Origin of the sequence: Micromonospora sp. NBC_00389, from assembly GCF_036059255.1 — a bacterium.
GTDB lineage: Bacteria > Actinomycetota > Actinomycetes > Mycobacteriales > Micromonosporaceae > Micromonospora.
Map to the genome: position 1 here is coordinate 4945980 of NZ_CP107947.1, position 22586 is coordinate 4968565.

The 22586-nt window shown below is 68.4% G+C and carries 18 protein-coding genes; 10 read left to right on the forward strand and 8 right to left on the reverse strand.

The annotated features are described in order from the left end of the window. Positions 1–13: 13 nt before the first annotated feature. The 5 genes from OG470_RS23470 to OG470_RS23490 all read right to left on the reverse strand — a co-directional run bounded on the left by OG470_RS23470 (position 14) and on the right by OG470_RS23490 (position 5143). Entirely contained in the window at positions 14–403 is a 390-nt protein-coding gene (locus OG470_RS23470) for a hypothetical protein (protein WP_328415486.1), read from the reverse strand. Beyond that, positions 400–2853: an AAA family ATPase gene (locus OG470_RS23475; RefSeq protein WP_328415488.1), complete on the reverse strand. Its 2454-nt coding sequence runs from the start codon at positions 2851–2853 to the stop codon at positions 400–402. Before OG470_RS23475 ends, OG470_RS23470 begins: the two co-directional genes overlap by 4 nt. A 92-nt stretch (positions 2854–2945) precedes the next feature. Continuing rightward, on the reverse strand, positions 2946–3764 hold the full coding sequence (locus tag OG470_RS23480; protein WP_328415490.1) for a ribonuclease HI: 819 nt from the start codon (positions 3762–3764) through the stop codon (positions 2946–2948). 27 nt (positions 3765–3791) lie between these two features. After that, on the reverse strand, positions 3792–4535 hold the full coding sequence (locus OG470_RS23485) for a hypothetical protein (RefSeq protein ID WP_328415491.1): 744 nt from the start codon (positions 4533–4535) through the stop codon (positions 3792–3794). An 83-nt stretch (positions 4536–4618) separates the two neighbouring features. Continuing rightward, the gene (locus OG470_RS23490) at positions 4619–5143 is read right to left on the reverse strand and encodes a DUF4352 domain-containing protein (protein ID WP_328415493.1); all 525 of its coding nucleotides are present in this window, start codon (positions 5141–5143) and stop codon (positions 4619–4621) included. A gap of 102 nt (positions 5144–5245) precedes the next feature. Between OG470_RS23490 and OG470_RS23495 the strand changes: the two genes are divergently transcribed. Next, complete coding sequence (locus tag OG470_RS23495) at positions 5246–7150, forward strand: N-6 DNA methylase (protein ID WP_328415494.1); 1905 nt, start codon at positions 5246–5248, stop codon at positions 7148–7150. Positions 7151–7152: 2 nt separating this feature from the next. Here OG470_RS23495 and OG470_RS23500 read toward each other — a convergent pair whose 3' ends face one another. Continuing rightward, a complete protein-coding gene (locus tag OG470_RS23500) occupies positions 7153–7554 on the reverse strand; it encodes a hypothetical protein (RefSeq protein ID WP_328415496.1) in 402 nt (133 codons plus the stop codon). Beyond that, positions 7551–7862 carry a hypothetical protein gene (locus OG470_RS23505; RefSeq protein WP_328415498.1) on the reverse strand — a complete coding sequence of 104 codons (312 nt, stop codon included), beginning with the start codon at positions 7860–7862 and terminating at the stop codon, positions 7551–7553. The genes OG470_RS23500 and OG470_RS23505 overlap by 4 nt, the downstream gene beginning before the upstream one ends. 140 nt (positions 7863–8002) lie before the next feature. On the opposite strand from OG470_RS23505, the gene OG470_RS23510 reads away from it, so the two are divergent. From OG470_RS23510 to OG470_RS23535, 6 genes are all read left to right on the forward strand, one after another. Continuing rightward, a complete protein-coding gene (locus OG470_RS23510) occupies positions 8003–9964 on the forward strand; it encodes a type I restriction-modification system subunit M (protein ID WP_328415502.1) in 1962 nt (653 codons plus the stop codon). Positions 9965–10080: 116 nt separating this feature from the next. Beyond that, a complete protein-coding gene (locus OG470_RS23515; protein ID WP_328415503.1) occupies positions 10081–11187 on the forward strand; it encodes a restriction endonuclease subunit S in 1107 nt (368 codons plus the stop codon). Continuing rightward, the gene (locus OG470_RS23520; RefSeq protein WP_328415505.1) at positions 11184–14243 is read left to right on the forward strand and encodes a type I restriction endonuclease subunit R; all 3060 of its coding nucleotides are present in this window, start codon (positions 11184–11186) and stop codon (positions 14241–14243) included. Before OG470_RS23515 ends, OG470_RS23520 begins: the two co-directional genes overlap by 4 nt. 321 nt (positions 14244–14564) lie before the next feature. Then, positions 14565–15200 carry a hypothetical protein gene (locus tag OG470_RS23525; RefSeq protein WP_328415507.1) on the forward strand — a complete coding sequence of 212 codons (636 nt, stop codon included), beginning with the start codon at positions 14565–14567 and terminating at the stop codon, positions 15198–15200. A 44-nt stretch (positions 15201–15244) separates the two neighbouring features. After that, a complete protein-coding gene (locus tag OG470_RS23530) occupies positions 15245–16855 on the forward strand; it encodes a serine/threonine-protein kinase (RefSeq protein WP_328415509.1) in 1611 nt (536 codons plus the stop codon). Continuing rightward, entirely contained in the window at positions 16852–17559 is a 708-nt protein-coding gene (locus OG470_RS23535; RefSeq protein ID WP_328415511.1) for a DUF6308 family protein, read from the forward strand. Before OG470_RS23530 ends, OG470_RS23535 begins: the two co-directional genes overlap by 4 nt. A gap of 36 nt (positions 17560–17595) precedes the next feature. Here OG470_RS23535 and OG470_RS23540 read toward each other — a convergent pair whose 3' ends face one another. Then, complete coding sequence (locus OG470_RS23540) at positions 17596–18012, reverse strand: GntR family transcriptional regulator (protein WP_328415512.1); 417 nt, start codon at positions 18010–18012, stop codon at positions 17596–17598. Positions 18013–18243: 231 nt separating this feature from the next. Here OG470_RS23540 and OG470_RS23545 point away from each other — a divergent pair, with 231 nt between their 5' ends. The 3 genes from OG470_RS23545 to OG470_RS23555 all read left to right on the forward strand — a co-directional run bounded on the left by OG470_RS23545 (position 18244) and on the right by OG470_RS23555 (position 22312). Next, on the forward strand, positions 18244–18543 hold the full coding sequence (locus OG470_RS23545) for a DivIVA domain-containing protein (protein WP_328415514.1): 300 nt from the start codon (positions 18244–18246) through the stop codon (positions 18541–18543). Then, positions 18540–18791 carry a hypothetical protein gene (locus OG470_RS23550; RefSeq protein WP_328415516.1) on the forward strand — a complete coding sequence of 84 codons (252 nt, stop codon included), beginning with the start codon at positions 18540–18542 and terminating at the stop codon, positions 18789–18791. Before OG470_RS23545 ends, OG470_RS23550 begins: the two co-directional genes overlap by 4 nt. A gap of 350 nt (positions 18792–19141) precedes the next feature. Then, complete coding sequence (locus OG470_RS23555) at positions 19142–22312, forward strand: type ISP restriction/modification enzyme (RefSeq protein ID WP_328415518.1); 3171 nt, start codon at positions 19142–19144, stop codon at positions 22310–22312. Positions 22313–22586: the final 274 nt, after the last annotated feature.

Below are 22586 nucleotides of genomic sequence, written 5' to 3' on the forward strand. Positions count from 1 at the left end.
TCGGTAGGTCCGGTCATCGCTGGTCGAGTCGGGCGAGCAGTGCGTTCACCTCGGTGTGCAGCCGGCGCAGCTCCGCGGCCGTCGGCGCCAGCTCGTAGCAGTGGTGGTGCGCGGCGGTCGAGAGCGTGGCCCACGCGTACGCCACCCGCCGGGCGACCTCCGCGCCCGGCCCGAGCCGGCCGCGCAGCATCAGCTGCTTGGCTCGGCCCTGCCGGCAGGCCGCGACGCTCGGCTTGACCCGCCGCCAGTAGGCGTCGATGCCGCCTTCCAGGGCGAGCCGGATCAGGCAGGCGCAGGCCCGAGGCCACCAGCCGCCGGGAACGGCGACGACCCCCAGCAGGCCGGAGCCGCGCAGCAACTGGTCGGCCGCCGCCAGGCAGCGCTGCGGCGTCGGCGCGGTCACCGCAGCGCCCCCGCCAGGAAGCGGGCGTCCGCGACCAGGCCCGGCAGGTCCGCCAGGTACGCGCCGTGCACGCCCTCCCGGCACGCCTCGTACGCGTCCACCGCCCGTCGTCCGTGCCGACGGCCCAGCTGGTTGCGCACGTCACCGCCCCGATCGGCGTCGTCGAACAGCGCCAACGCGACGATGGTGGCCAGCCGACGCGACGCGGCCTCGATGGCCTTCTCGATGTCGTCGTGCGGGACACCCCGGGCGACCCGTACCCGCCAGACCACCCGGTGGCAGGCCGCCTCCAGCCCCGCGCGGCACAGCTCCGCCACCACCGGACCGCGCACCTCGGCGGGGATGTCCTCGTTGCGCGACAGCGCGTACGCGTCGTCCAGGTAGCGGCTCACCGGATCCGAGCCGGGCCGCAGCGTCACGACCGACTTCTCCGCCCGGTGCACCTCGACGATGCGGGCGTCGCCGAGGCCGAGCCGGGTGACCGCGTCGTGCAGGCGGGTGTCGTGGGTGAAGACCACCACCTGCCGCTGCTCGGCCAGCTCGGCGAGCACCCGCGCGAGACCGTCCACCTTCGACGGGTCCATGCTCTGCACCGGGTCGTCGACCACGATGAACCGGAACGGGCTCTCCGGGGCGCAGCTGCGCGGCAGGAAGGTGGCCAGCCCGAGCGCCTGCATCTCACCCTGGCTCATCACACCCAGCGCGGTGCCGTTGTCGGCGCCGTCGACGCTGACCGGGAAGACCACCCGCCGCCGGGTGTTCGCGCCTTCGAGCGTCATCGCTCCCAGCTCGACGTTGCTCTCCTGCCGCAGCTGAGCCCAGATCCGCTGGGAGTGCCCGGCGAACGGCGCGACCCGCTCGTTGCGGATCTCCGTACCGGCGTCCTTCAGCCAGCCGCGCGCGGCCTTCAACCGGGCCAGGGTCGCCTCCCGCGCCGGCAACCCGCCGGCCGCGGCCACCCACTCGCGCACCTCGGCCGCGGCCGCCCGCCAGCCGGTGTCGCGCTGCCGCAGAAACCCCTCCGCGTACGAACGGGCCGCGTCCGCCGCGGCCACCACCGCCGGGTACCGCGCGGCCAGGTGGTCGGCCAGGTCGGCCGGCTTCCCGGGTACGCGCCGCAGCGCCGCCACGGCATCGCGCAGCGCCCCGACCGGCGGCTCCGACCCGGGATCGTCGGGCACCGCGAGGTCATCGATCAGGTGGTGCGTCTGTCGCAGCAGAGTCGTGAGCCGGGTCGCCGCCGTCTGGGCGGCGACACTGCGCTGCCGGAGGTCGGTCAGGGCCTCCGCGGCGGCGGCACGCCATCCACCATCGAGTGTGCCGGTAGCGCAGACCGGGCACGACCCCTCGCCCTGGTCCTCGTGATGTTCCAGGGCGAGGCGGAGCAGCTCGGCGCTGCGCAGCGCGGCCCGGGACCGGCCGCCGTCGTACCGCAGGGCCTCGACCGCCGCCTCCCGCAGCTGACCCGCCAGCCGGACCACCTCGTCGAGCGGCGGCGGAGCGAGAGCGGCGAGTTCCCGGCAAAGCAGCACCTCCCCGTCGGTGGTCGGCTCGTCGGGCTCGTCGAGGATCGCCGTCACCGCCGTGAGGTCGACCGCGCCCCGTCCGTGCAGAAGCGCGACCGTCCGCCGGGCCCGGTCGTCGGTGATCCCGGACAGCGCGTCGGCCAGGGCGGCGCGCTGTGCGCGTACCTCCTTGATGGTGGTGTCGTGCGGCCGGGCGGCGCGCAGCAGACGCTGGTCGGCGTCGGTGAGCGCGTCCAGGCCGAGGATCGCGAAGAGCGCGTCGAAGAGCTGGCTCTGCGTGCCGGCGGCGAGCTTGCCCAGCTCGGCGGCGGTGAGGAACGGCCGGTACAGCTCCAGCGGGCGGGCCAGACCCAACTCGGTGAGGCCGGTGTGCCGGCCCCGGGCGCTGGTGACGGTCACCTCGGCGTCGGCCAGCTCGGCTCCGACCGGCCAGGCGCGGTGCACCCGGGTCGGCGTGGCCACGCCGTCGACCCGCAGCTCCACGCCGACCCAGCACGGATCCGGGTTGTGCAGGTTTCGCCACCCCGTACGCCAGACGCTCGTCTTGTCGGCCCACCGGGCGCTGTCGCCGGTGAGGGCGAGTTCGACGGCCTCGGCGAAGCTGGACTTGCCGGAGCCGTTGCGGCCGACGACCAGGGTGAGGCCCGGACCGGGGTCGATCTGGACGGTCCGTTCCGGGCCGATGCCGCGGAAGCCCGCGACGGTCACCGACTTCAGCCAGATCCGGTCCGCTGGACCGTCGCCGGTGGGGGAGCGGGGGTCGAGCCGGGTGGGAGTGCCGGCGAGGGCGGCGGTCAGGTCTTCCTCGCTGGTCAGCGCGGCGAGGACGAGCTCGGCGGTCTCGGTCGGTACGTCGTCAGCGGCGGCGAGTCGGTCGAAGATCAGCTCGATCAGCGGTGCGGTCGGCTGGGGAGGCTGGGTCATGGTCGTCTCCAGGCGTGTGGTGTCCGCGGGTCGACGACTCGTCGGCCCGCCCGGGTGAGCGGTGGAAGTGGGGGTGGTGACGGTCGCGCGGGTCAGACCGTGGCGTTCGCGTGCCAGTCGCGCAGGAACGCGTCGACCAGGGCGTACGCCCGGGGGCGCAGGTCGAAGGACTCCTCCCGCCGGCGGCGGGCCATGTGGCACAGTCCGTCGGCAGCCTCGTTGAGCGGGTGGCCGCTGTGACCCTTGACGTGCGCGAAGGTCAGGCCGGGGCGGTGGGCCACCTGCTCGGCGAGCCGGACCAGGGTCGGCTGGTCGGACCAGCGGCGCTCCCGCAGGCTGTAGCCGGCGGGCATCGCATCGGTCTCGCCGGCCTGCCAGCGGTGCAGGTATCGCAGAGCGGTCAGGCTGTCCAGCAGCACGGTCATGCCGGTCGGCACCTCGTCATACCCGGTCAGCAGGTAGTCGACCGCGCGCAGTTCGTCGACGAGCACCCGGGAGGCGCCGGTCGGGTCGAGCCTGCCGGTACCCCGACCAAGCAGGCCGTAATGGCCGTCGCTGACCACGTACCCGATGCCACCGGCGCGGCCCTTCCAGCTGGCGTCGGTCGCAGCCACCAGCGGCGCGGACGCCCCCGCCCAGCGGATCACCCGGCCGCGCCCGCGCTGCGGGTCCGGGCGCGGCGGAGCGTGCTCGGTGTGCTCGCCAGCGAGCCGCTCGGCGGTATCGAGCAGTTCGCTGGCGGAGGTCAGCTCGTCGTAGTGGGCGGCAGTGAGGGCGAGGCGGACGGCGTCACCGATCCGCTGGCAGTCGTCGCAGCGGGTGGAGCGGGCGTAGGGACGGAGGGTGACTGCCCGGCCGTGCAATGGTGGGGGGAGTTCGGCCAGGGCACGGAGGAATTCATCGGGCCGCACGACGCCTCCTGACGTCTCAGGGGAGTTTCAGAGGACCTTGATGGAGTCAACCTGGAGCAGCGGAACGGTGGTCTCGCCGCCGATCTGGGTGTCGTAGCTGAAGGAGCCGAGCACCGTGACGTTGGCGCGGAAGACGTCGTCCTCGACGAGGTTGTCGAGGTCCGACTCGGATCCGTTGAAGATGGTGTTGGTCTCGTAGTCGTACTCCTCAGCCATTCGGCGGTGAGCGACGTTCGCCCGGAAGCTGTCGACGCCAGTGGCCGCGTCGAACTGGGTGACCCGCCCGTAGACGACGTAGGTCTTCCCCAGGTAACCGTCCGGGTCCTTCGCGATCAGCTTCCACTGCCGCTCAGTGAGCGTCTTGTACGACGGCGGCTTCGGCTTGGGCGGCGGGACCGTCTTCGTCGGGCTGGGGCTGGCGCTGGTAGGGGCCGCGCTGGTCGGGGCGGCAGTGGTGGGAGCGGCTGTCGTCGGCGACACGTTGGTGGGACTGATCGCAGGCGAGCTGCTGGCACCGGCGGTCGCCTCCGGTTCGTCGCCGGCGACCATGCCGATGACAGCGCCGCCGCAGCAGAGGGCGATGGCCAGGGCGATGCCACCGACAGCCCACGCCCGCACGTGGGACCGCTTCTCGCTGGTGACCGGGCCGAGCTCGCCGACGAGCAGGATGTCGGCAGTCGTGGCGGACGGCGGACCGACGACCGGCGGCATCGGAGGCTGCGGCAGTTCGGTCGGTTGGTCGGGCCGATTCGGGGTGGTCGGGTCCGTCATGACAGGGCTCCTCGTGTGAACAGTTGGGCTGTGAACAGCCGGGGCGGATCGTTCAGACCCGCCCCGGTGCTACGGGGGAGTGGTCAGCCGAGCGAGACGTCGACGCCGCCGGAGAAGGGCGAGTCGTGCAGCTCGAGCTTGGCGATCTTGACGTTCTTCGGGATGTCGAAGACGACGACGCCGCTGACCTGGTTGCCGGGGTTGACGTCGTTGAGGAACGTCTCGGCGTTCTTGTTGGCGTAGATGGCGGCGCCGCCGTCGGCGGAGTACTCGGTGCCGTCGGCCGCGTACGCCTTCTGGCTGCTGCCGTCGAACATCTGCGCTTCCTTGCCGATGTTCTTCACGTTGACCGTGACCAGGCAGAACTGGCCCTGCGCCTTCTGGCCGAGCAGGTCGCTGCCGACCTTGGCGACGCCGCACTTGGCGGACTTCACCGTGAACTCGAACTTGCCGTCGCGGGCCGCCTCGCCCACCTTCGCGGTCTTCGCCGGGGCGTCTTCGCCCGTGCCGCTGCCGCCGGAGCTCGTGGACTTGTCGGCTGCACCGGAGCCGCAGCCCAGGGCGATGAGACCGGTGGCGATCAGAGCGAGAGTGGTGGTCTTGCGCATCGTTGTCCTCCTGTTGTGAACGTTGCGGCGTCAATAAGAACATCGTCCGCGAACGGTGTCAACAGACGATCTCGTGCTTGACAGATGTGCGAGACTTTCGACGTGCAGGAGAACCCGACCATCACGGCAGCGGAGACCGCCCGGCTCGCCGGCGTCGGTCGCGCTGCGGTCAGCAACTGGCGCAAAAGGCACCCCGACTTCCCCGCCCCGGTGGGCGGGACGACGGCGAGCCCCGAGTTCGACCTGATCCAGGTCGAGCAATGGCTACGCACCCAGGGCAAGCTCCCCGAGCTCGCCACCGCCGACCGGCTCTGGCGACACCTCGCCGCGGCTAGCGACTCCCCAGCCGCCGGGCTCGCGGCCGTCGGTGCGCTGCTGCTGGCCCGTCAGCGCGGCTCCCGAAGCGGTCACCCCGACGCACAGCTCGCGCCGCTGCTGCCCGACGTCGACGCCCTCGCCGACGAACTGAGCCCGCAGGGCGCGTTCGACGAGCTGTGGCAGCGGTTCTCCGCACCCGGACCCGGCCGCCCATTCGCCACCCCCGACGACCTCGCCGACCTGATGATCGGGCTCGCCAGCGTCGGCGGCGGCTCAGTGCTCGACCCGGCCGCCGGCTCCGGTGCCATCCTGCGAGCCGCCGTCCGCGCCGGCGGCACCTCGGTGTACGGGCAGGAACTCGACGAGGACCTGGCCCGGCTCGCCGGCCTGTGGCTGGCCCTGCACGACGTACCCGGAGAGGTCTGCCCCGGTGACTCACTGCGCGCCGACGCCTTCGCCGGCCGCGCCGTCGACGCCGTCGTCTGCCACCCACCGTTCGGCGCCACCAACTGGGGCGACGAGGAACTCGGGCACGACCCACGCTGGATCGTCGGCACCACACCCCGTACCGAACCGGAGCTGGCCTGGGCGCAGCACGCCCTGGCCCACCTGCGGGTCGGCGGACACGCCGTACTGCTGATGCCGCCCACGGTGGCCAGCCGGCGCGCCGGCAAGCGGATCCGCAGCGAGCTGCTGCGCCGAGGCCACCTGCGCGCCGTCATCGCGCTCCCGCCGGGTGTGGCGGCGCCGCACGGCGTACCGCTGCACCTGTGGGTGCTGCGGCGGGCTGCGGCCGACGCGCCGCCACCGGCGCGGGCGCTTCTGATCGACGCCGCCGGAGGCGACCTGACCGACACCGTGCCACGCGTGCTGGCCGCGTGGCGGGCGTTCGCCGCTGCTGCGGACGCCGACGTCGAGGAAGTCGGCTTCGCCCGCGCGGTCCCGGTCATCGAACTTCTCGATGAGGAGGTCGACCTCACCCCCGCGCGCCGGCAACCGGCCGTCGCGGGCGAGGCTTCGGGAGAGCATCTGGTACGCACTAGAGAGCGGCTGGCCGCCATCGTCGGCGAGCTGCCGGCGCTGCTGCCGCAGGTCACACCCGCGCCCGACGGGTCGGACGGCCTCTTCCTCACGGTGGGGGAGCTGGCGAAGACCGGGGCGCTCCAACTGATCGGCCCGGTCCGCGCCGGCACGTCCACACCCACACCCGACGGGCCGCCGGTGCTCACCGTGCCGGACGTGCTCGCCGGGGTGGAGGCGTCCGGGCGGGTCGACGACCGGTTCGGGCAGGAGATCCTTCTCGCCGTGGGGGACGTGGTGGTGCCGATGATCGCGCGGCAGCTCATCCCGCGGGTGGTCACCGCCGACGGCGCGCTGTTGGGGCGCAACCTCTACCTGCTGCGACCCAACCCGGCGGCACTGGATCCGTGGTTCCTGGCTGGGCAGCTGCGGACGTCGGCCAACGAGAAGCAGGCGTCGAGTCTGTCGGGGACGATGCGGTTCGACATTCGACGGGCGCAGGTGCGGCGGCTATCGCTCGACGAGCAACGGGCGCACGGGGACGCGTTCCGGCGCCTCGACGCCTTCGAGTCAGCGATCCGGCAGGCCGCCTCGCTGGGAGCGGAGCTGGCTCAACTCACCGCCGACGGCCTGGCGCGTGGGTCGATCCGGCCGGACGACCCGCGGTGAGGTCAGACCTCGACGATGGGCCAGTCGTCGCCGAGCACCTTCCGCACCTGATCGGCCCGAGACGTGATGAGGCCGGCAGCGTTGCTGATCGCGACGAAGGCTGCGTGGCCGGCTCCGAGGCGGCCGGCCTGCCGAGCCATGCCCCCGATCACGGGACAGTCGTCGGCCCGGTCGACGTGCAGGGCCGGTGTGATGACGCGTACGGCTGGGTTGCGACGCAGCATCGACAGGTACTCGTGCTCGGTGTGGTCGAGCAGGCTGTACGCCTCGAGCAGGCAGACCAGCGGCACGGCAACCGTCGCATCGGCGTCGGCCGCCTCCACCATCGCCTCACCGACGGCGTCGACACCCTGGGCGTAGGCCATCAGGGCGCCGGTGTCGAGCACGTAGACCGGTGTGCTCACGCCGCACTCGGCCGGTCGAAGTCGGCGCGGACCTCGTCGACCGGGCGCTCCAGCAGCTCCGCCACACGGGCTATCGCCGCTTCGCGCATCTCCGCGGTTACCTGGCGGGCCGCCAGCCGCTGCATCGCGCCCTCCGGGTCGTACGGGAACTCGCCGTGCCCGGCTGCCCGCAGAGCAGTCCGCATGTCGTCGGATATCCGACGGCGGCGCAGCGCTTCGGTGACATACGCGGAAACCTGGCGGGCCGGGAGCGCATCCAGCTGCTCGGCCACGTCATCAGGGACCGAGATCGTCACACGCCGACTCATACTCCTGAGCCTAGCGAAGTATGAATCCTCCGTCAGCGACGACCCGCTGACACACGGTTGATCATCTCCACCAAGTGGGGGACCCCGGCGACGCGGGCCAGCAGCAATACTCCTGACTTAAGGCAATCGAAAGGAACCTGGTGAGTACCAAGCACCAAGAGCTCGCGAACTTCATCTGGTCGGTCGCCGACCTGCTCCGCGGCGACTACAAGCAGTCCGAGTACGGCCGGGTGGTCCTTCCCCTGACCGTGCTGCGTCGGCTCGACTGCGTGTTGGAGCCAACGAAGGATGCGGTGCTCGCCCGGCACAAACAGCTCAAGGACATGGGCGTGCAGAACATGGACCCGGTGCTGCGCAAGACCGCCGGGCTGTCGTTCTACAACACCAGCGAGATGTCCTTCCGCAAGCTGCTCGGCGACCAGGACCACGTAGCGCTGAACCTGCGTGCCTACATCGGTGGCTTCTCCCCGGGTGCGGTCGACGTGCTGGAGAAGTACGGCTTCGACACCCAGATCAGCCGCCTCGCCGAGGCCGGACTGCTTTACCAGGTGATCGCCAAGTTCGCCGACATCGACCTGCACCCGGACGTGGTCTCCAACCACCAGATGGGCTACGTCTTCGAGGAGCTGATCCGTCGCTTCTCCGAAATCAGCAACGAGACCGCCGGTGAGCACTTCACCCCGCGCGAGGTCATCAAGCTGATGGTCAACCTCCTGCTCGCCCCCGACGAGGACGACCTGGTCACCCCGGGCATCGTCCGCAAGGTCTACGACCCGGCCTGCGGCACCGGCGGCATGCTCAGCGAGGCCCAGGACCACATCCAGGAGCACAACCCACACGCCACCGTCGAGGTGTACGGGCAGGAACTCAACGGCGAGACATACGCGATCTGCCGCTCCGACATGATGCTCAAGGGTGGCGACCCCACGAAGATCGCCTACGGCAACTCCTTCAGCCAGGACGGCCACGAGAGCGAGCGCTTCGACTACATGCTCGCCAACCCGCCGTTCGGGGTGGAGTGGAAGAAGGTCGAGAACTACATCAAGGCCGAGCACGCCCGCGGCCACGCCGGCCGGTTCGGCGCCGGTCTGCCGCGGATCAACGACGGCTCGCTGCTCTTCCTCCAGCACATGATCTCAAAGATGAAGCGCCCCGAGGACGGTGGCAGCCGGCTGGCGATCGTCTTCAACGGCTCGCCGCTCTTCACCGGAGCCGCCGGGTCGGGGGAGTCGGAGATCCGCCGCTGGATCCTAGAAAACGACCTCCTAGAGGGCATCGTCGCCCTGCCTGACCAGCTCTTCTACAACACCGGCATCTCCACGTACTTCTGGATCCTTACCAACCGCAAGGACCCAGCCCGCCGCCGCAAGGTCGTGCTGCTCGACGGCCGCGACTACTGGACCAAGATGCGCAAGAGCCTCGGCGACAAGCGCAAGATGCTCACCGACGAGCACATCGCCGAGCTGACCCGGGCGTACGTCGACGCGTTGTCCATCGCGGACGATCCGGAGCACCCGCAGCACGCCAAGGTGAAGGTCTTCAAGACCACTGATTTTGGTTACCAGCGGATCACCGTCGAGCGGCCGCTGCGATTGCGCTTCGAGGTCACCGAGGAGACCGTGGCGCTTCTCGCAGAGGCACGGGCGGTGCTCAAATACGCCGAGCGGGATTCGCTGCTGGCCGGGGCGAAGTCGCTGATCGGTACGAGGTCTGCGACGCGGGCCGAGTTCGCGATGAAGCTGAACGGACTGGGGAAGCTGCCGGCTGCGGTGGAGAAGGCGGTGTGGGAGGCGTTCTCGGTCAGCGACCCGGAGGGGGAGGTGCAGACCGACCGCAAGGGCAAGCCGCTGCCGGACGCCGATCTGCGCGACAACGAGAATGTGCCGCTGAACGATGACATCCACGACTACCTCAAGCGCGACGTGCTGCCGAACGTCCCCGACGCCTGGATCGACGAGACCAAGACCAAGATCGGCTATGAGATCCCCTTCACTCGCCACTTCTACGCCTACCAGTCGCCGCGTCCTCTGGCCGAGATCGACGCCGAGATCAAGGCGCTGGAAGCGGAGATTCAGGCCCTGCTCGGCGAGGTGACCTCTTGACGGTTCCTGTCAGCTGGCCTCGCCAGCGCCTCGGGCGCGTCGCGCGTACCATCGGAGGATCTGGCTTCCCTCCTGAGTATCAGGGCTCATCTGAGGGTGACCTTCCCTTCGCTAAGGTGTCCGACCTTCGCTTTCCCGGAAATGAATCTGGCGTTTCGACAGCTGCGAACTACGTATCGCGTGCCCAAGCTCGTCAGCTTGCTGCGCGCATCATTCCTCCGGGATCCGTGGTTTTTCCGAAGGTGGGTGCGGCACTCCTGGGCAATGCGAGAGCCCAGACCCTTCATGAGTGCCTTATCGACAACAACATGATGGCTGTGGTGCCACACGCCGGCGATCCTCGCTATTGGCTTTATCTACTTTCCACCATCGATCTCGGTGAGCTCTCTCTTGGTGGACCTCTCCCTTACGTGAGCGAAGCCCAAGTTCGTGATATTCGAGTCTCAGTCCCGCCGCTCGACGAACAGCGGCGGATTGCCGACTTCCTCGACGCTGCCACAGCTCGACTGGATACACTCGCCGCTTTGCATAAAAGAACCCGCCACGCGATTGCTGGACGAGCCCGAGCCTATGTTGATGACGTGGCCGCGCGGGTGACATCAACTGTTCGCTTCAAGTATGTCGTGCGGTACCGTGAGGGCCCCGGGATCATGGCTGCCGACTTCCGCGAATCTGGCGTTCCTCTCGTCCGAGTAGCGGGCCTCAAGGGCCGTTCGGCCTCACTGGCTGGCTGCAACTACCTTGACGAATCTAAGGTGTTGACAAGCTGGCGGAAGTTCCGTATCCGTATGGGCGATTACCTGCTGAGCGCCAGCGCGTCGACAGGTCAGGTATCCGTCGTTGACGATCCCGACCTTGTCGGAGCCGTCCCTTATACGGGGATTATCATACTGAGGCCAGCAAGGCCCGACGTGGACATGGGATTTGTCGAGGCAATGCTTGCTTCCAGCATGTTCCTATCGCAGATCGATCAACTGAAGGCTGGTATGGCAATACAGCACTTCGGCCCCACGCATCTATCGTCAGTTGACCTACCCTGGCTCGACAGAGCCGAGCGGACGAAAATTGGGCACAACTACCAACGCCTCCTTAACGAAGCCAGCTCCCTGTGCGGTCGACTTGACCGCGCATTGAACCTGCTCGAGGAGCGGCGGCAGGCGCTGATTATGGCGGCCGTTACCGGTCAGATTGAGGTGGCCACGGCGCGGGGAGTGGACGTATGAGTCCAGCTCATCAGGAGCAGTCGTTTGAGGCGGGCATCGAGGCGGAGTTGCTCGGCTCAGGGTGGTTGGCCAGCGCTGCCACCAACTACGACCGGCAGTTTGGGCTAGATACCGCTGAGCTGTTCGCGTTCGTCGGGGCGACTCAGCCTGACGAGTGGGCGAAGCTGCTGGCCTACCACGGGAACAACCCAAATGAGGCGCAGCGGCATTTCGCTCAGTACCTTGCCAAGCAGATCGACGAGCGCGGCCCCCTCGACGTCCTCCGCCGAGGCCTCAAGGACAAGGGCGTCCTCATCCGCCTCGCCTACTTCAAGCCCGCTCATGCCATCACCGACGATGCGCTTAAGCTCTACCGCGCCAACCGCCTCACCGTCACCCGCCAGCTCGCCTACTCGACGAGCAACAGCAACACCCTCGACCTGGTCCTCTTCGTCAACGGCATCCCTCTCGCCACGGCCGAGCTGAAGAACCCGCTCACCGGGCAGACCGTCGAGGACGCTAAGAAGCAATACCGGGAGACCCGCGACCCGAAGGAATTGCTCTTCGCACGGCGTACCCTCGTGCACTTCGCCGTGGATCCCGACCTGGTATTCGTCACGACGAAGCTGGCCAGCGACAAGACCCCGTTTCTGCCCTTCAACACCGGCTCCGACGGGCCGGGCGTGTCCGGCGGCGCTGGCAACCCGCCCGCCGGCGAGAGCGGCTACCGCAGCTCCTACCTGTGGCAGCAGATCTGGCACCCGGACACCTGGATGGACCTGCTCCGGCGGTTCCTGCACACCGACAAGGAATCGAAGGCGCTGATCTTCCCGCGCTACCACCAGTGGCACGCGGTCACCCAGCTCACCGACCACGCCGCCCGCAATGGCTCTGGCCACAACTACATGGTGATGCACTCGGCCGGGTCGGGCAAGTCGAACACCATCGCCTGGCTGGCACACCGGCTCTCCAGCCTGCACACCGCACCGGCGCTCGACGAGGAGGCCCGGGCCAAGGGGCTGCGCCCCAACGAGCCGGTCTTCGACAAGGTCATCATCATCACCGACCGGGTGGTGCTGGATCGGCAGTTGCAGGACACCGTCTTCCAGTTCGAGCACGTGCCGGGCGTGGTGCAGCGGATTGACAAGGATTCGGCCCAGCTTGCCGCCGCCCTCCAGGGCGAGACGGCCAAGGTCGTCATCACGACCATGCAGAAGTTTCCCTACATTCTCAATCAGGTGCAGGGGCTGCGCGGTAAGCGGTTTGCCGTCATCGTTGACGAGGCGCACTCGTCGCAGTCCGGTGACTCGGCCGCCGCGCTGAAGAAGGTGCTGCTCAAGCTCGGTAGCGACGACGTGGACGAGTCGGGCGACCTGCTCACCGCGTCAGCGCTGGCCCGCGGCCGGCACGAGACGCTGTCGTACTTCGCGTTCACCGCCACGCCGAAGCCGAAGACCCTGGAGCTGTTCGGCACGCCGCACCCGGTCACCGGCAACCCGCAGCCGTTCCACACGTACTCGATGCGGCAGGCCATCGACGAGGGCTTCATTCTCGATGTGCTGCGCAATTACCTGACCTACAAGTCTTACTGGAAGCTGGCCAACGCCAACCCCGACGATCCCGAGGTCGACCCGAAGAAGGCCGGCGCCCAGCTCGCCCGCTTCGCCAGCCTGCATCCCACCATGCAGGCGCAGAAGGCCGAAATCATCGTCGAGCACTTCCGCAAGCACACCGCGCCGCGCCTGGGCAATCGCGCCAAGGCCATGGTGGTCACCGGATCCCGCGAGGCCGCGGTCCGCCTGCACACCGCCATCAAGAAGTACGTCGAGATGCAGGGCTACGTCGGGTGCGACTCCCTGGTCGCCTTCTCCGGCGACCTGGAGGTCGACGGCGTCGAGCACACCGAAGCGCGGAGCAACGGCTTCAGCGAGGGCGAGTTGCCCGAGCGGTTCGCCTACACCGCCGCCGACGACAAGCATGCTGGCACGCCCAAGGCCAAGCAGCCGACCGAATATCGGATCCTGGTCGTCGCCGAGAAGTACCAGACCGGCTTCGACCAGCCGCTGCTAACCACGATGTACGTCGACAAGCTTCTCAAGAACGTCGCCGCCGTGCAGACCCTGTCCCGGCTCAACCGCACCCACCCGCTCAAGGCCCAGGGTGACGTCTTCGTCCTCGACTTCGTCAACGAGGCCGGCGACATCGCCGAGCATTTCAAGCCGTACTTCGAGACCGCCGCCACCACCCCCACCGACCCCAACGTTCTCTACACCGCGCAGAACGCGGTGACGGGCTACCCGGTGCTGGTGGACTCGGAGATGCAGGCGTACGCCGACGCCCTGCTCGCCGCCGAGCAGAAGGCAACCAGCGACACCGCGCTTCAGCGGGCGCACGCCGCTCTCTACCGCTTCACGGAGCCGGCCGTCCAGCGCTTCAACGCCCTGGCCGCCGACGACCCGGAGGCAGCGGACACCTTCCGGTCCGCGCTGCGCGACTACACCCGGATGTACGCGTTCCTCAGCCAGGTCGTGCCGTACCACGACGAGGATCTGGAACGGCTCTACCTGTACGGACGGGCGTTGCTCAACCGGTTGCCCCGGCGGCAGGACCCGTCCGTCGACATCGGTGAGGTGCAGTTGACCCACCTGCGGGTCAGCAAGACCGGCGAGCACGACGCGTCGCTGTCGCCCGAGGGCGAGCAGATGCTGCCCGGCTTCCTCGGCGGGGGAGCGGGTCAGCAGCACGACCTGGAGAAGGTCGTGTTGTCGGAGCTGATTGACGTCTTCAACGACAGGTTCGGCATCGGGCTGGGCGAGGCCGACAAGGTCTGGGTCGAGCAGCAGATCGTCGCGCTGGCCGAGGACGGCACCCTCGAAGCCGCCGCGATGGTCAACGACGAGAGCAACTTCGGCGTGGTCTGCGACAAGCGGATCGAGGACGTGATCCTGTCCCGGCACGACGACAACGGCAAGCTGATGCAGCGCTACCTCGACGACGATGCGTTGCGCTCGCAGCTCAACCAGTTCGCGCGTCGCCAGGCGTACCAAATGATCCGCCGCCGTAAGGGCATCGCCTAGCGGCAAAGCCGGCCGGGCGGCATCTAGATCGCTCCCGGTCGCACCGTCCAGGAAGCTACTTTCGCCTTCAACGCGGTAGGGAATGAGATGCAGGTCTGGATCGCTAGGGACTCCACCACAACGGCCATCGCCCTCCGCCCTGTGGGGATCAATAGAAATCCCAATCGGCATAAGTTGCCGAGCATCACCGTCGTCACTCCTGGACCGCCTTTGACGGAGAAATCTGCGAGCCGCAGAGCCAAGTTTCAGCTCGTACTAGTGGCATTGGGCGCCCTCTACCTGTGCGGCACCGGTGCAGGTGCGTATTGGTGGTTGATCCTCATGGCTGCGGTCGTGCTCGCTATGGCGATCTTCTCCGCCTCCGTCAAGGCTGAGCAGTTGGGCACGGTGATCACCCCCGATCGCCATCGCCATCCCGATGCGCACCGGGTGCTCATGAGCCAGCAGGAGCGAAGCGAATTTGACGCTCTGTTGAGGCTGGCGGAACGGGTAGCCAAGACACTTCCCGCACTTCAAGGCCTCGTGGACTCGAACGAAGCAGGTAGGTTGCTGGCGCAGGGCTTGTGGCATGGCGCGAAGAATCTAGCGCGCAAGCAGGAGATCCGAGAGGTGCGCGACGATCTGAAGCGGCATGCCGTGGCGCGGTCCGACGAGGTGAGCCGCTCCCGGTTGGATCTCCTGCATCAGCAGCAGCGGGCTGGCGCTCTCTGGAACGAGGTCAACGCAGAACTCGAGAAGCTCACCTCCCAGCTGACCGCCGCCGCGGCGGCTGGAGAGACCTTCATCCGCGATCGCGACTTGGATGACACCCTGGACCGCACTGAGAAGGCGCTCGCAAAGTTGTCGATCGACGACCCGGCAGTGCCGTCAGCTGCGACCGAGCATCTGGCGGAGGAGACGACCGCGGTCGTGCAGGCCTACCGGGAGCTTAACGACCTGTACGGCGGCAAGCGCTAGCAGCATTCGTAGATAGCGGCGACTCACAGCGGGGGGAGGGCTTCATGCGGGCGCAGGAGCGTGTCGCCGACCGGTACGAGCTGACTTACCCGGTCGGCCGCGGGGGCATGGGGGAGGTGTGGGCGGGCTTCGACGAGAAGCTGGACCGGCCAGTCGCCATCAAGTTCCTCCGCCAGCTCGCCATCCCCGAGGGCGAGCGTGAGAACGCCGTCGAACGCTTCATGCGAGAGGCTCGGGTCACCGCCCGCCTCGACCATCCTGGCGTGCCGAGCGTGCACGATGTCGGCTACCACGGCGACGACATCTACATCGTCATGCAACTCGTGCCTGGCCTCGTACTGGCCGACCTGGTCGCCGAGCGGGGCTGGCTCTCCGTACCGTGGGCCGCCGCAATCGGCGCCCAGATCTGCTCGGTGCTAGCCGCCGCACACGCCGCCTCGCTTGTACACCGCGACCTCAAGCCACAAAACCTCATGGTCACCCCGTCCGGGTCGGTCAAGGTCCTCGACTTCGGGGTGGCCGCGCTGCTCGGCCCGGACGTACCCCGCCTCACCGCCACCAGCCACACCCTTGGCACCCCCACCTACATGGCTCCGGAACAGGCCCTCAACAGCGCGGTCGGCCCTCGGGCCGACCTCTACGCCCTGGGGTGCGTCCTGTTCGAGCTTTTGACCGGGACCCCGCCGTACCGCGCGGACACCGCGCTCGGCCTGCTGCACCGGCACATGAACGACCCGATTCCGTCGGTAACCGAACATCGGGCTGGGGTGCCAGACGGTTTGGTGGAACTCGTCGCGCGGTTGCTCGCGAAGGACCCGCAGGATCGCCCCGACTCGGCGACCGACGTCTACGAGGTTCTGGCGCCGCTGGGTGCGGTCGACACCGACTTGGCCGGCGACCTCGGCGTGACCGTCGCAGGTGACCAGCCAATCGACCCGACCACGCCCTACCGCTACCCGTTCGGCCCCCTGCCGCCCCGCACGCCGCCGGCACCCACCAGGGTCGACGTCGTCCGGCCGCGCACTGCCCCTGAGGTCGCTGCCCCGCTGTCCCTCGAAGAGCTGACCGAGGTGGAGGAACGCGCTTGGGAACTCGCCGAGGAGGAGCGCTTCACCCAGGCCGCCGCCCTGCTCGAGACAGCGCTGCGGCCGATCAGAAAGGGCCACGCCGCCAAGCAGCCGAGGATCCTCGAGTTGCGGCTCCACCTCGCCAACCTGTACGTCCTCGCCGGGGCTTTCCGGCAGGCGCTGCCGGAGTTCCAGCGACTCATCCCCGACCTCGCCGCGCGTCCAGTGCCCGATCAGGAGCTGATCTGGCAGTGCCGCCAGCAGGCGGCGGTATGCCAGGCGGAGTTGGGTGAGGCAACCTCCGCGCTGGACGCGTTGAGGGCGTTGCTCGCAGAGGAGCAACAAGCGATGTCGCCGGCCGCCCCGGAACTCTTCGGCTTGCGTCAGCAGATTGCCATGCTCGCTGCGGGCGTTGGTGACGTCCGGGACGGGCGACATCAGCTCGCCGAGCTCCTCGACGACGTGCGTCGGTTGCACGGGCCGTACTCATCCGCTGCCGCCGAGGTCGAGGCGCTGTTGGCGCATTTGGGTCGCCTGGGTGATGTCAGTAGGCAGGACGAGACAAGGGAAGGACGGGCACGACGATGAGCCGTCAAGCACTCGGCCTCACAGAGATCCTCCAGATTCTCGACGATGACAGGTCGGTCGTAGACCTGCGGCGGTACTTCGGGCTCGACCCCGGTGTGCTCTTCACCGGCAGCCAATTCGAGTCGCTCCGTGGGGGCGGCGACCGGGATGGCGTTCGTGATGTGATCACTGCGGAGGATCTGATCGCGGTGGAACTGCTGAGCGTGCAGGTGCCGCCCCGCATCGCGTTGAACCTGCTGGAAGGACCGCTCGGTCGGGACTTGTCGCTGCACCTGGCGCCGTTACCCACCAACGTCGACCTGGGTGACGAGAGAGCTCTGCCGTTGGTGTCGCCCGCTGGCCCAGCCGACAGCGCCTGGCGCCTGCTCGAGAATTGTGCAGGCATCGGTTGGGTGACCGCAGGCAAGATCCTCGCCCGCAAGCGTCCTCGACTCATCCCGGTCTACGACGGTGTGGTCCGCTGCGCCCTGCGTACGGGCCCACGCTTCTGGACCTGGCTGCACGGCCGTCTTCAAGCGGATGACGCAGCTCTGGCTGCCCGCCTACGAGAGCTGCGGGATGCCGCTGGCCTGAGTGAGTCGATTAGCGTGCTTCGGGTGCTTGACGTGGTGATCTGGATGCGACATCGACAGGAGCACACCGAAGGCAGGTGCGTTGGAATCGGTGACCAGCCCCGTGTGCTGCCCGCTGGGCGGCGGGCATGAGCGCAGTCGGCGCGTGGATCGTGCGCTGATTACGGCTCAACTCTCGGTCGGGCGCATCAGCTCGACCTGGTCGCCTGGCTTGACCTCCACCTTGCCCTTACCATGACGGATCTCCAGCACTGGGACGCCTTCGTCGAGGTGCAGCTCGTTCCGTTCCCGGCCGGTCGGCATACGAGCGACGACTAATGCGCCAGCCGGCAGTTCTACCCGTTGCCGCTCGGGCGTGCTTCGCACCCGCGTTCCGTGACCGCGAACAGTGCTGACCAGCCCCTCGGACCGCAGGATCGCCATCGCCATCCGGACGGCCTCACGGCCGATGCCGTACTCCTGGGTCAGCCGGGCTTCGCTCGGCAGCGATACCCCGGGCGCCAGCTCACCGGATTCGATTCGCTGCCGCAAAAGATCGGCGACCTGCACGTAGACGGGCGTGTGTGAGCGCGGATCGACGGTCATGCCTCGTAAGCCTTGTCCCCCCGTGGGCCGCACTGGTTGTGCCCCTATGCCCCTGTCCGTATATTTACGGAGGTGGCAGCACCTGAGGCCGGAAGCTGGGTCTGTAGCCCGGTCGGGTGACGCCGCACAGGAGCCCCTAGTGCCGTGCCGCTGACTCAAGCCGCGGTGGTAGGGCGGGTGGGGTCGCGCGAGCGGGGCCCACCCTCCGTCCAGAGAGAGGCAGGTTGGTACATGAGCTCCCGCGACCAACGACCGGCACGCGAGGGCCGGGCGACGTATCGCTCTTCGGCGTACACCAGTCTGCTGCCCTGGCAGGTGGGCGAGCGTCGGTTCGCGCCCACCGGGTTCGGGCGTCGCGGCCTGAACCCCAGCGACGTATACGCCTTCCTCGACCGGGTCGCCGTCGACATGGCCGCTCTCCACGCCGCCCTTGCCGAAAGCCGCCGGGAGACCGCACGGATCAAGGAGGCGCTTCGTCGCTGGCAGTCCGAGCACGCCCGCGGCGGCAACGAGCGGGGGCACACCCGATGAGCCAGCGGTATGTCATCCATCTGCCCGTGACCGCCGCCGACCTGCCCGCCGCACAGCGCCTGGCCCGGGTCATCGGCCGTTGGATGTCCGTGCTGCCGACGACCGATCCCGGGGAGACCACGGTGTCCGAGGAGGATCAGCAGTTCCTCCGCCACCGGGTCTTCTGTGACCTGCTGATGCCCGGCGGTCGGCGCTGTGTGCTCCGGGCCGACCACGACGGCGACTGCTCCCGCCGCCTGCGCCGCTGACGGCTGGTCTAACCCGCGATACCTGGGAGCACGCGCTTCCACTGCTGGTCAGGACATAGGCGGTACCGATCCTACGAGCCGCAATCACGTATGGCTATCGATCGATTGCAGGATGTGCCCGATGTGAAGCGCCGGTAATCCTGAAGGGCCAGCCCACGGCTGCAGGGGGATTCATGGGTAGTCCCGCACGTCGCCGTCATACGCCCTCCGGTGTCCGTCAGCTGCGCCTGGTGCCAGATCCCACCGCCCAGGCAGTGGCTGCCTTCGGTGCCCGAGTCGCGGAAAAGACCGGTCGAGGCGGTGATCCCGAGGATCAGTTGCGCGGGCCTCTGGAAGAGCTGCTTCGTCGCATGGGCCAGCACCTGGGAGTCGACGCCGTTCCCTACGGAGAGGTGCGGCTCAACGTGGTTCGAGCGCGCCCCGACTTCGCCGTGGACGTCGCCGGAGTCCGCGTCGGATACGTCGAGCTGAAAGCCACCGGGCATGGGGTGCCCTCGACCTGGCGCCGCCCTGCAAAGCGTGAGCGCCTGCAGTGGGAGAAGCTCAAGGCCCTACCGAACGTCCTCTATTCCGACGGCATTGCCTGGGCGAGATACACCTACGGAGAGCTGGCTGGCTCCGTCGTCTACCTGGAAGGCGACCTCTCCGGCGGGCGGCGCCCGCTGCGGGCGACCGGACCGGAGTTCGAGGCTCTCATCCAGGAGTTCCTGCTGTGGCAGCCCGAACAGCCGCGAACGCTGGCCCAGCTCATCCGGATCGTCGCCGGGCTGTGTCGGCTGCTGCGCGACGAGGTTGGCGCGATCCTCGCGGACCCCACCCGCGATCTGGCTCACGAGGAGTTGTCGCTGCTTGCCGCTGACTGGCGCGATCTGCTCTTCCCCGATCTGGACGACGCCGGCTTCGCGGACGCCTACGCCCAGACCGTCACCTTCGCACTGCTCCTCGCCCGCATCGACGGGATCGTCTTCGATGAGACCCCGCTGCACGAGATCGCCCGTCTGCTCGGCAAGAAGCACTCCCTCATGGGCCGGGCCCTGGCGGTGCTGACCGACAACGACGCAGCCTACGAGCTTCGAATGATCGACACCTTGTCGCGGGTTATCGGTTGTGTCGACTGGAGCACCATCGACAGCGGGCGGGGCGATATCCACGCCGACTTGTACGAGCGTTTCCTGTCCACCTACGACCCCACGTTGCGGCGGCGCAGCGGATCCTTCTACACCCCGCAGCCCGTCGCGGGCGCTGTCGTCGACTTGGTGGACGAGATTCTGCGTGACCGGTTCGATCGTTCGTGGGGGTTCGCCGCCCACGATGTCACCGTCGTGGATCCCGCGATGGGTACCGGAACCTTCCTCGTCGAGGTGTTACGAGCGGTCTCGGCGACGATCGACGCCAAGCAGGGTGCGGGCGCGCGGGGGCCACGGTTGCGGCAGTTCTTCCAACAGCGTCTCGTCGGTTTCGAGATCCAGGCCGCGCCCTACGCCGTCACGGAACTTCGGCTGCACCAGGCGATGAAGACGCAGTTCCATACCGAACTTCCCCCGTCCGAGTACCGGTTCCTTACCGACGCGTTGGAAGATCCCGATACCCAGCAGGGCCGGCTGCGGGCGGCGGCGTATCGGGTCATCGATCGCTCTCGCCTGGAGGCGAACCGGATCAAGCGTGATGTGCCCGTCATGGTCGTGGTGGGCAATCCACCGCACGTGGAGAACACCCGGGGTCGGGCACCGTGGATCGAAGAGCGGCGGAAGACGCCTCTTCTTCCGGGGGCCTGTCCCGATCGGCCCTCGCTCGACGAGTTCCGGGTGCCCGGCGGAGGCCGCTACGAGTCGGACCTCTACGGGCTGCCGTGGTGCTTCTGGCGCTGGGCGCTATGGAAGGCCTTCGAGGCTCACCCTGGAGAGCCACAGGGGATCGTGGCCTTCGTGACGCCGTCGAGCTTCGTCAAGGGCAAGTCCTTCGAGGGCATGCGGGAGTACCTCCGACGGACCTGCGACGAAGGATGGATCATCGAGCTGTCCCCTGAGGGAAATCGGCCGCAGCAACACACCCGCCTCTTCGGGCCGGACGTCGGGCGGCAGCTCTGCATTGCGGTCTTCGCCCGCTACGGCCAGGGCGACCGAACAACTCCGGCGACGATCAGGACGGTCGCACTGACTGGTTCGAGAGAAGACAAGCTCCGGCGGTTGCAGGAGCTGTGCCTGACCGACCCGGCGTGGCACCAATGCCGTGCGGGATGGCGCGCGCCGTTCCTGCCGGATTCCGACACCGACTGGGATCGCTACCCGGGACTGAAGCAGCTCTTTCCGGAGTCATCCCGCGGCGTGACGGCAGGACGAACCTGGATCTACTCCCCGGACGCCGACACCCTTCACCGCCGCTGGCGCAGATTCATTCAAGCGGGGGAGGGCCTGCGCCGGCGGATGCTGCCCGAGTCCCGGGACCGCAAGCTCGACAGCATCGTCCGTCCGCTGCCCGGGATGCCAGCACCGGCCGGGCCGCTTACTGCGGAGACGGGCCCGGCGCCGACGGCCGTAAGGGTCGCCTACCGCTCCTTCGACCGACAGTGGGTGCTGCCGGACAGCCGGCTCATGGTGATGCCCAGGCCGCCGCTGTGGGCAGTCCGGTCACCACACCAGATCTACCTGACCGAGCAGAACAGCCACCCGATCGAGAGCGGTCCGGGCGTCACCTTCACCCAGCTGATACCCGACCTGGATCACTACAACGGACGCAGCGGGCGGGTCTTCCCGCTCTACTGCGACACCTCCACAGGGCGACCCAACGTCGCACCAGGGCTGTGCGCAATGCTGGCCGAGACGCTCGGTACCGAGGTGGCGGCGGCCGAGGTTATGGCCTACGTCGCCGCAGTCGCCGCCCACCCCGGCTACACCGAGCGGTTTCGGCAGGAACTGCAGCACCCCGGCGTACGGGTGCCGCTGACCGCGGATGCCGACGAGTGGGCGGCGGCGGTGTCGATTGGTCGGGAGTTGTTGTGGCTGCATACCTTCGGCCAGGCCAACCTGGGCGAGCAGCCGACCTCGTTCCGTGACTACGTCGACGAGGCGGCGCCGAAGGTGCGGGCAGCGATACCGGACGAGCCGGGAGCCCTCCCCGACAGCATCTCCTGGGAGGCGGACAGCGAGACGCTGCTGGTCGGCAACGGGCGCATCGCTCCCGTCCATCGTCGAGTCTGGGAGTATGACGTCGGTGGGATGAGAGTTATCCGGCACTGGTTCAACTACCGGTGCGCCCACCAACGCCACCGACGTCGCTCCTCCCCGCTGGATGATGAGGAGCTGAACCGCTGGAGCAGCGACCTCACCGACGAGCTGCTGGAGATCCTCGCGGTGCTCGGCGGTTGCGTGGCTGCCGAACCGCGGCAGGTGAACCTACTGGATCGCATCTGCGCCGGTCGGCTGATCTCCGTCGCAGACCTGGCGGCCGGTGGCGTCCTGCCGATACAGGGAGCCGCCAAGCTCACCGCGGTTGACGAAGGGCGTATTCCGAGACTGTTTTGACGGTTTCCGTCGATGCGCCTTCCGGACCGCTTTGGGGCACGTCAGCAGTCGTAGCGGTGCTTGCGGAGCAGCCGCCGTACGGTCTCGGGATCGGGACTTTCACCGTCCCAGCCCCTCGTCGCTGGTGACGTCGTAGCCGCGCTGGCGCAGCTTCACCAACAGCTCGCCCGCCCGTGCCGATCCATCGGCATCGAGGATCTCGCCGCAGCGGGCCTTGGTGATTCGCTGCCTGCTCCGCGCTGACCACCATGGCCCCAGCGCCCGCGGCCTGCGC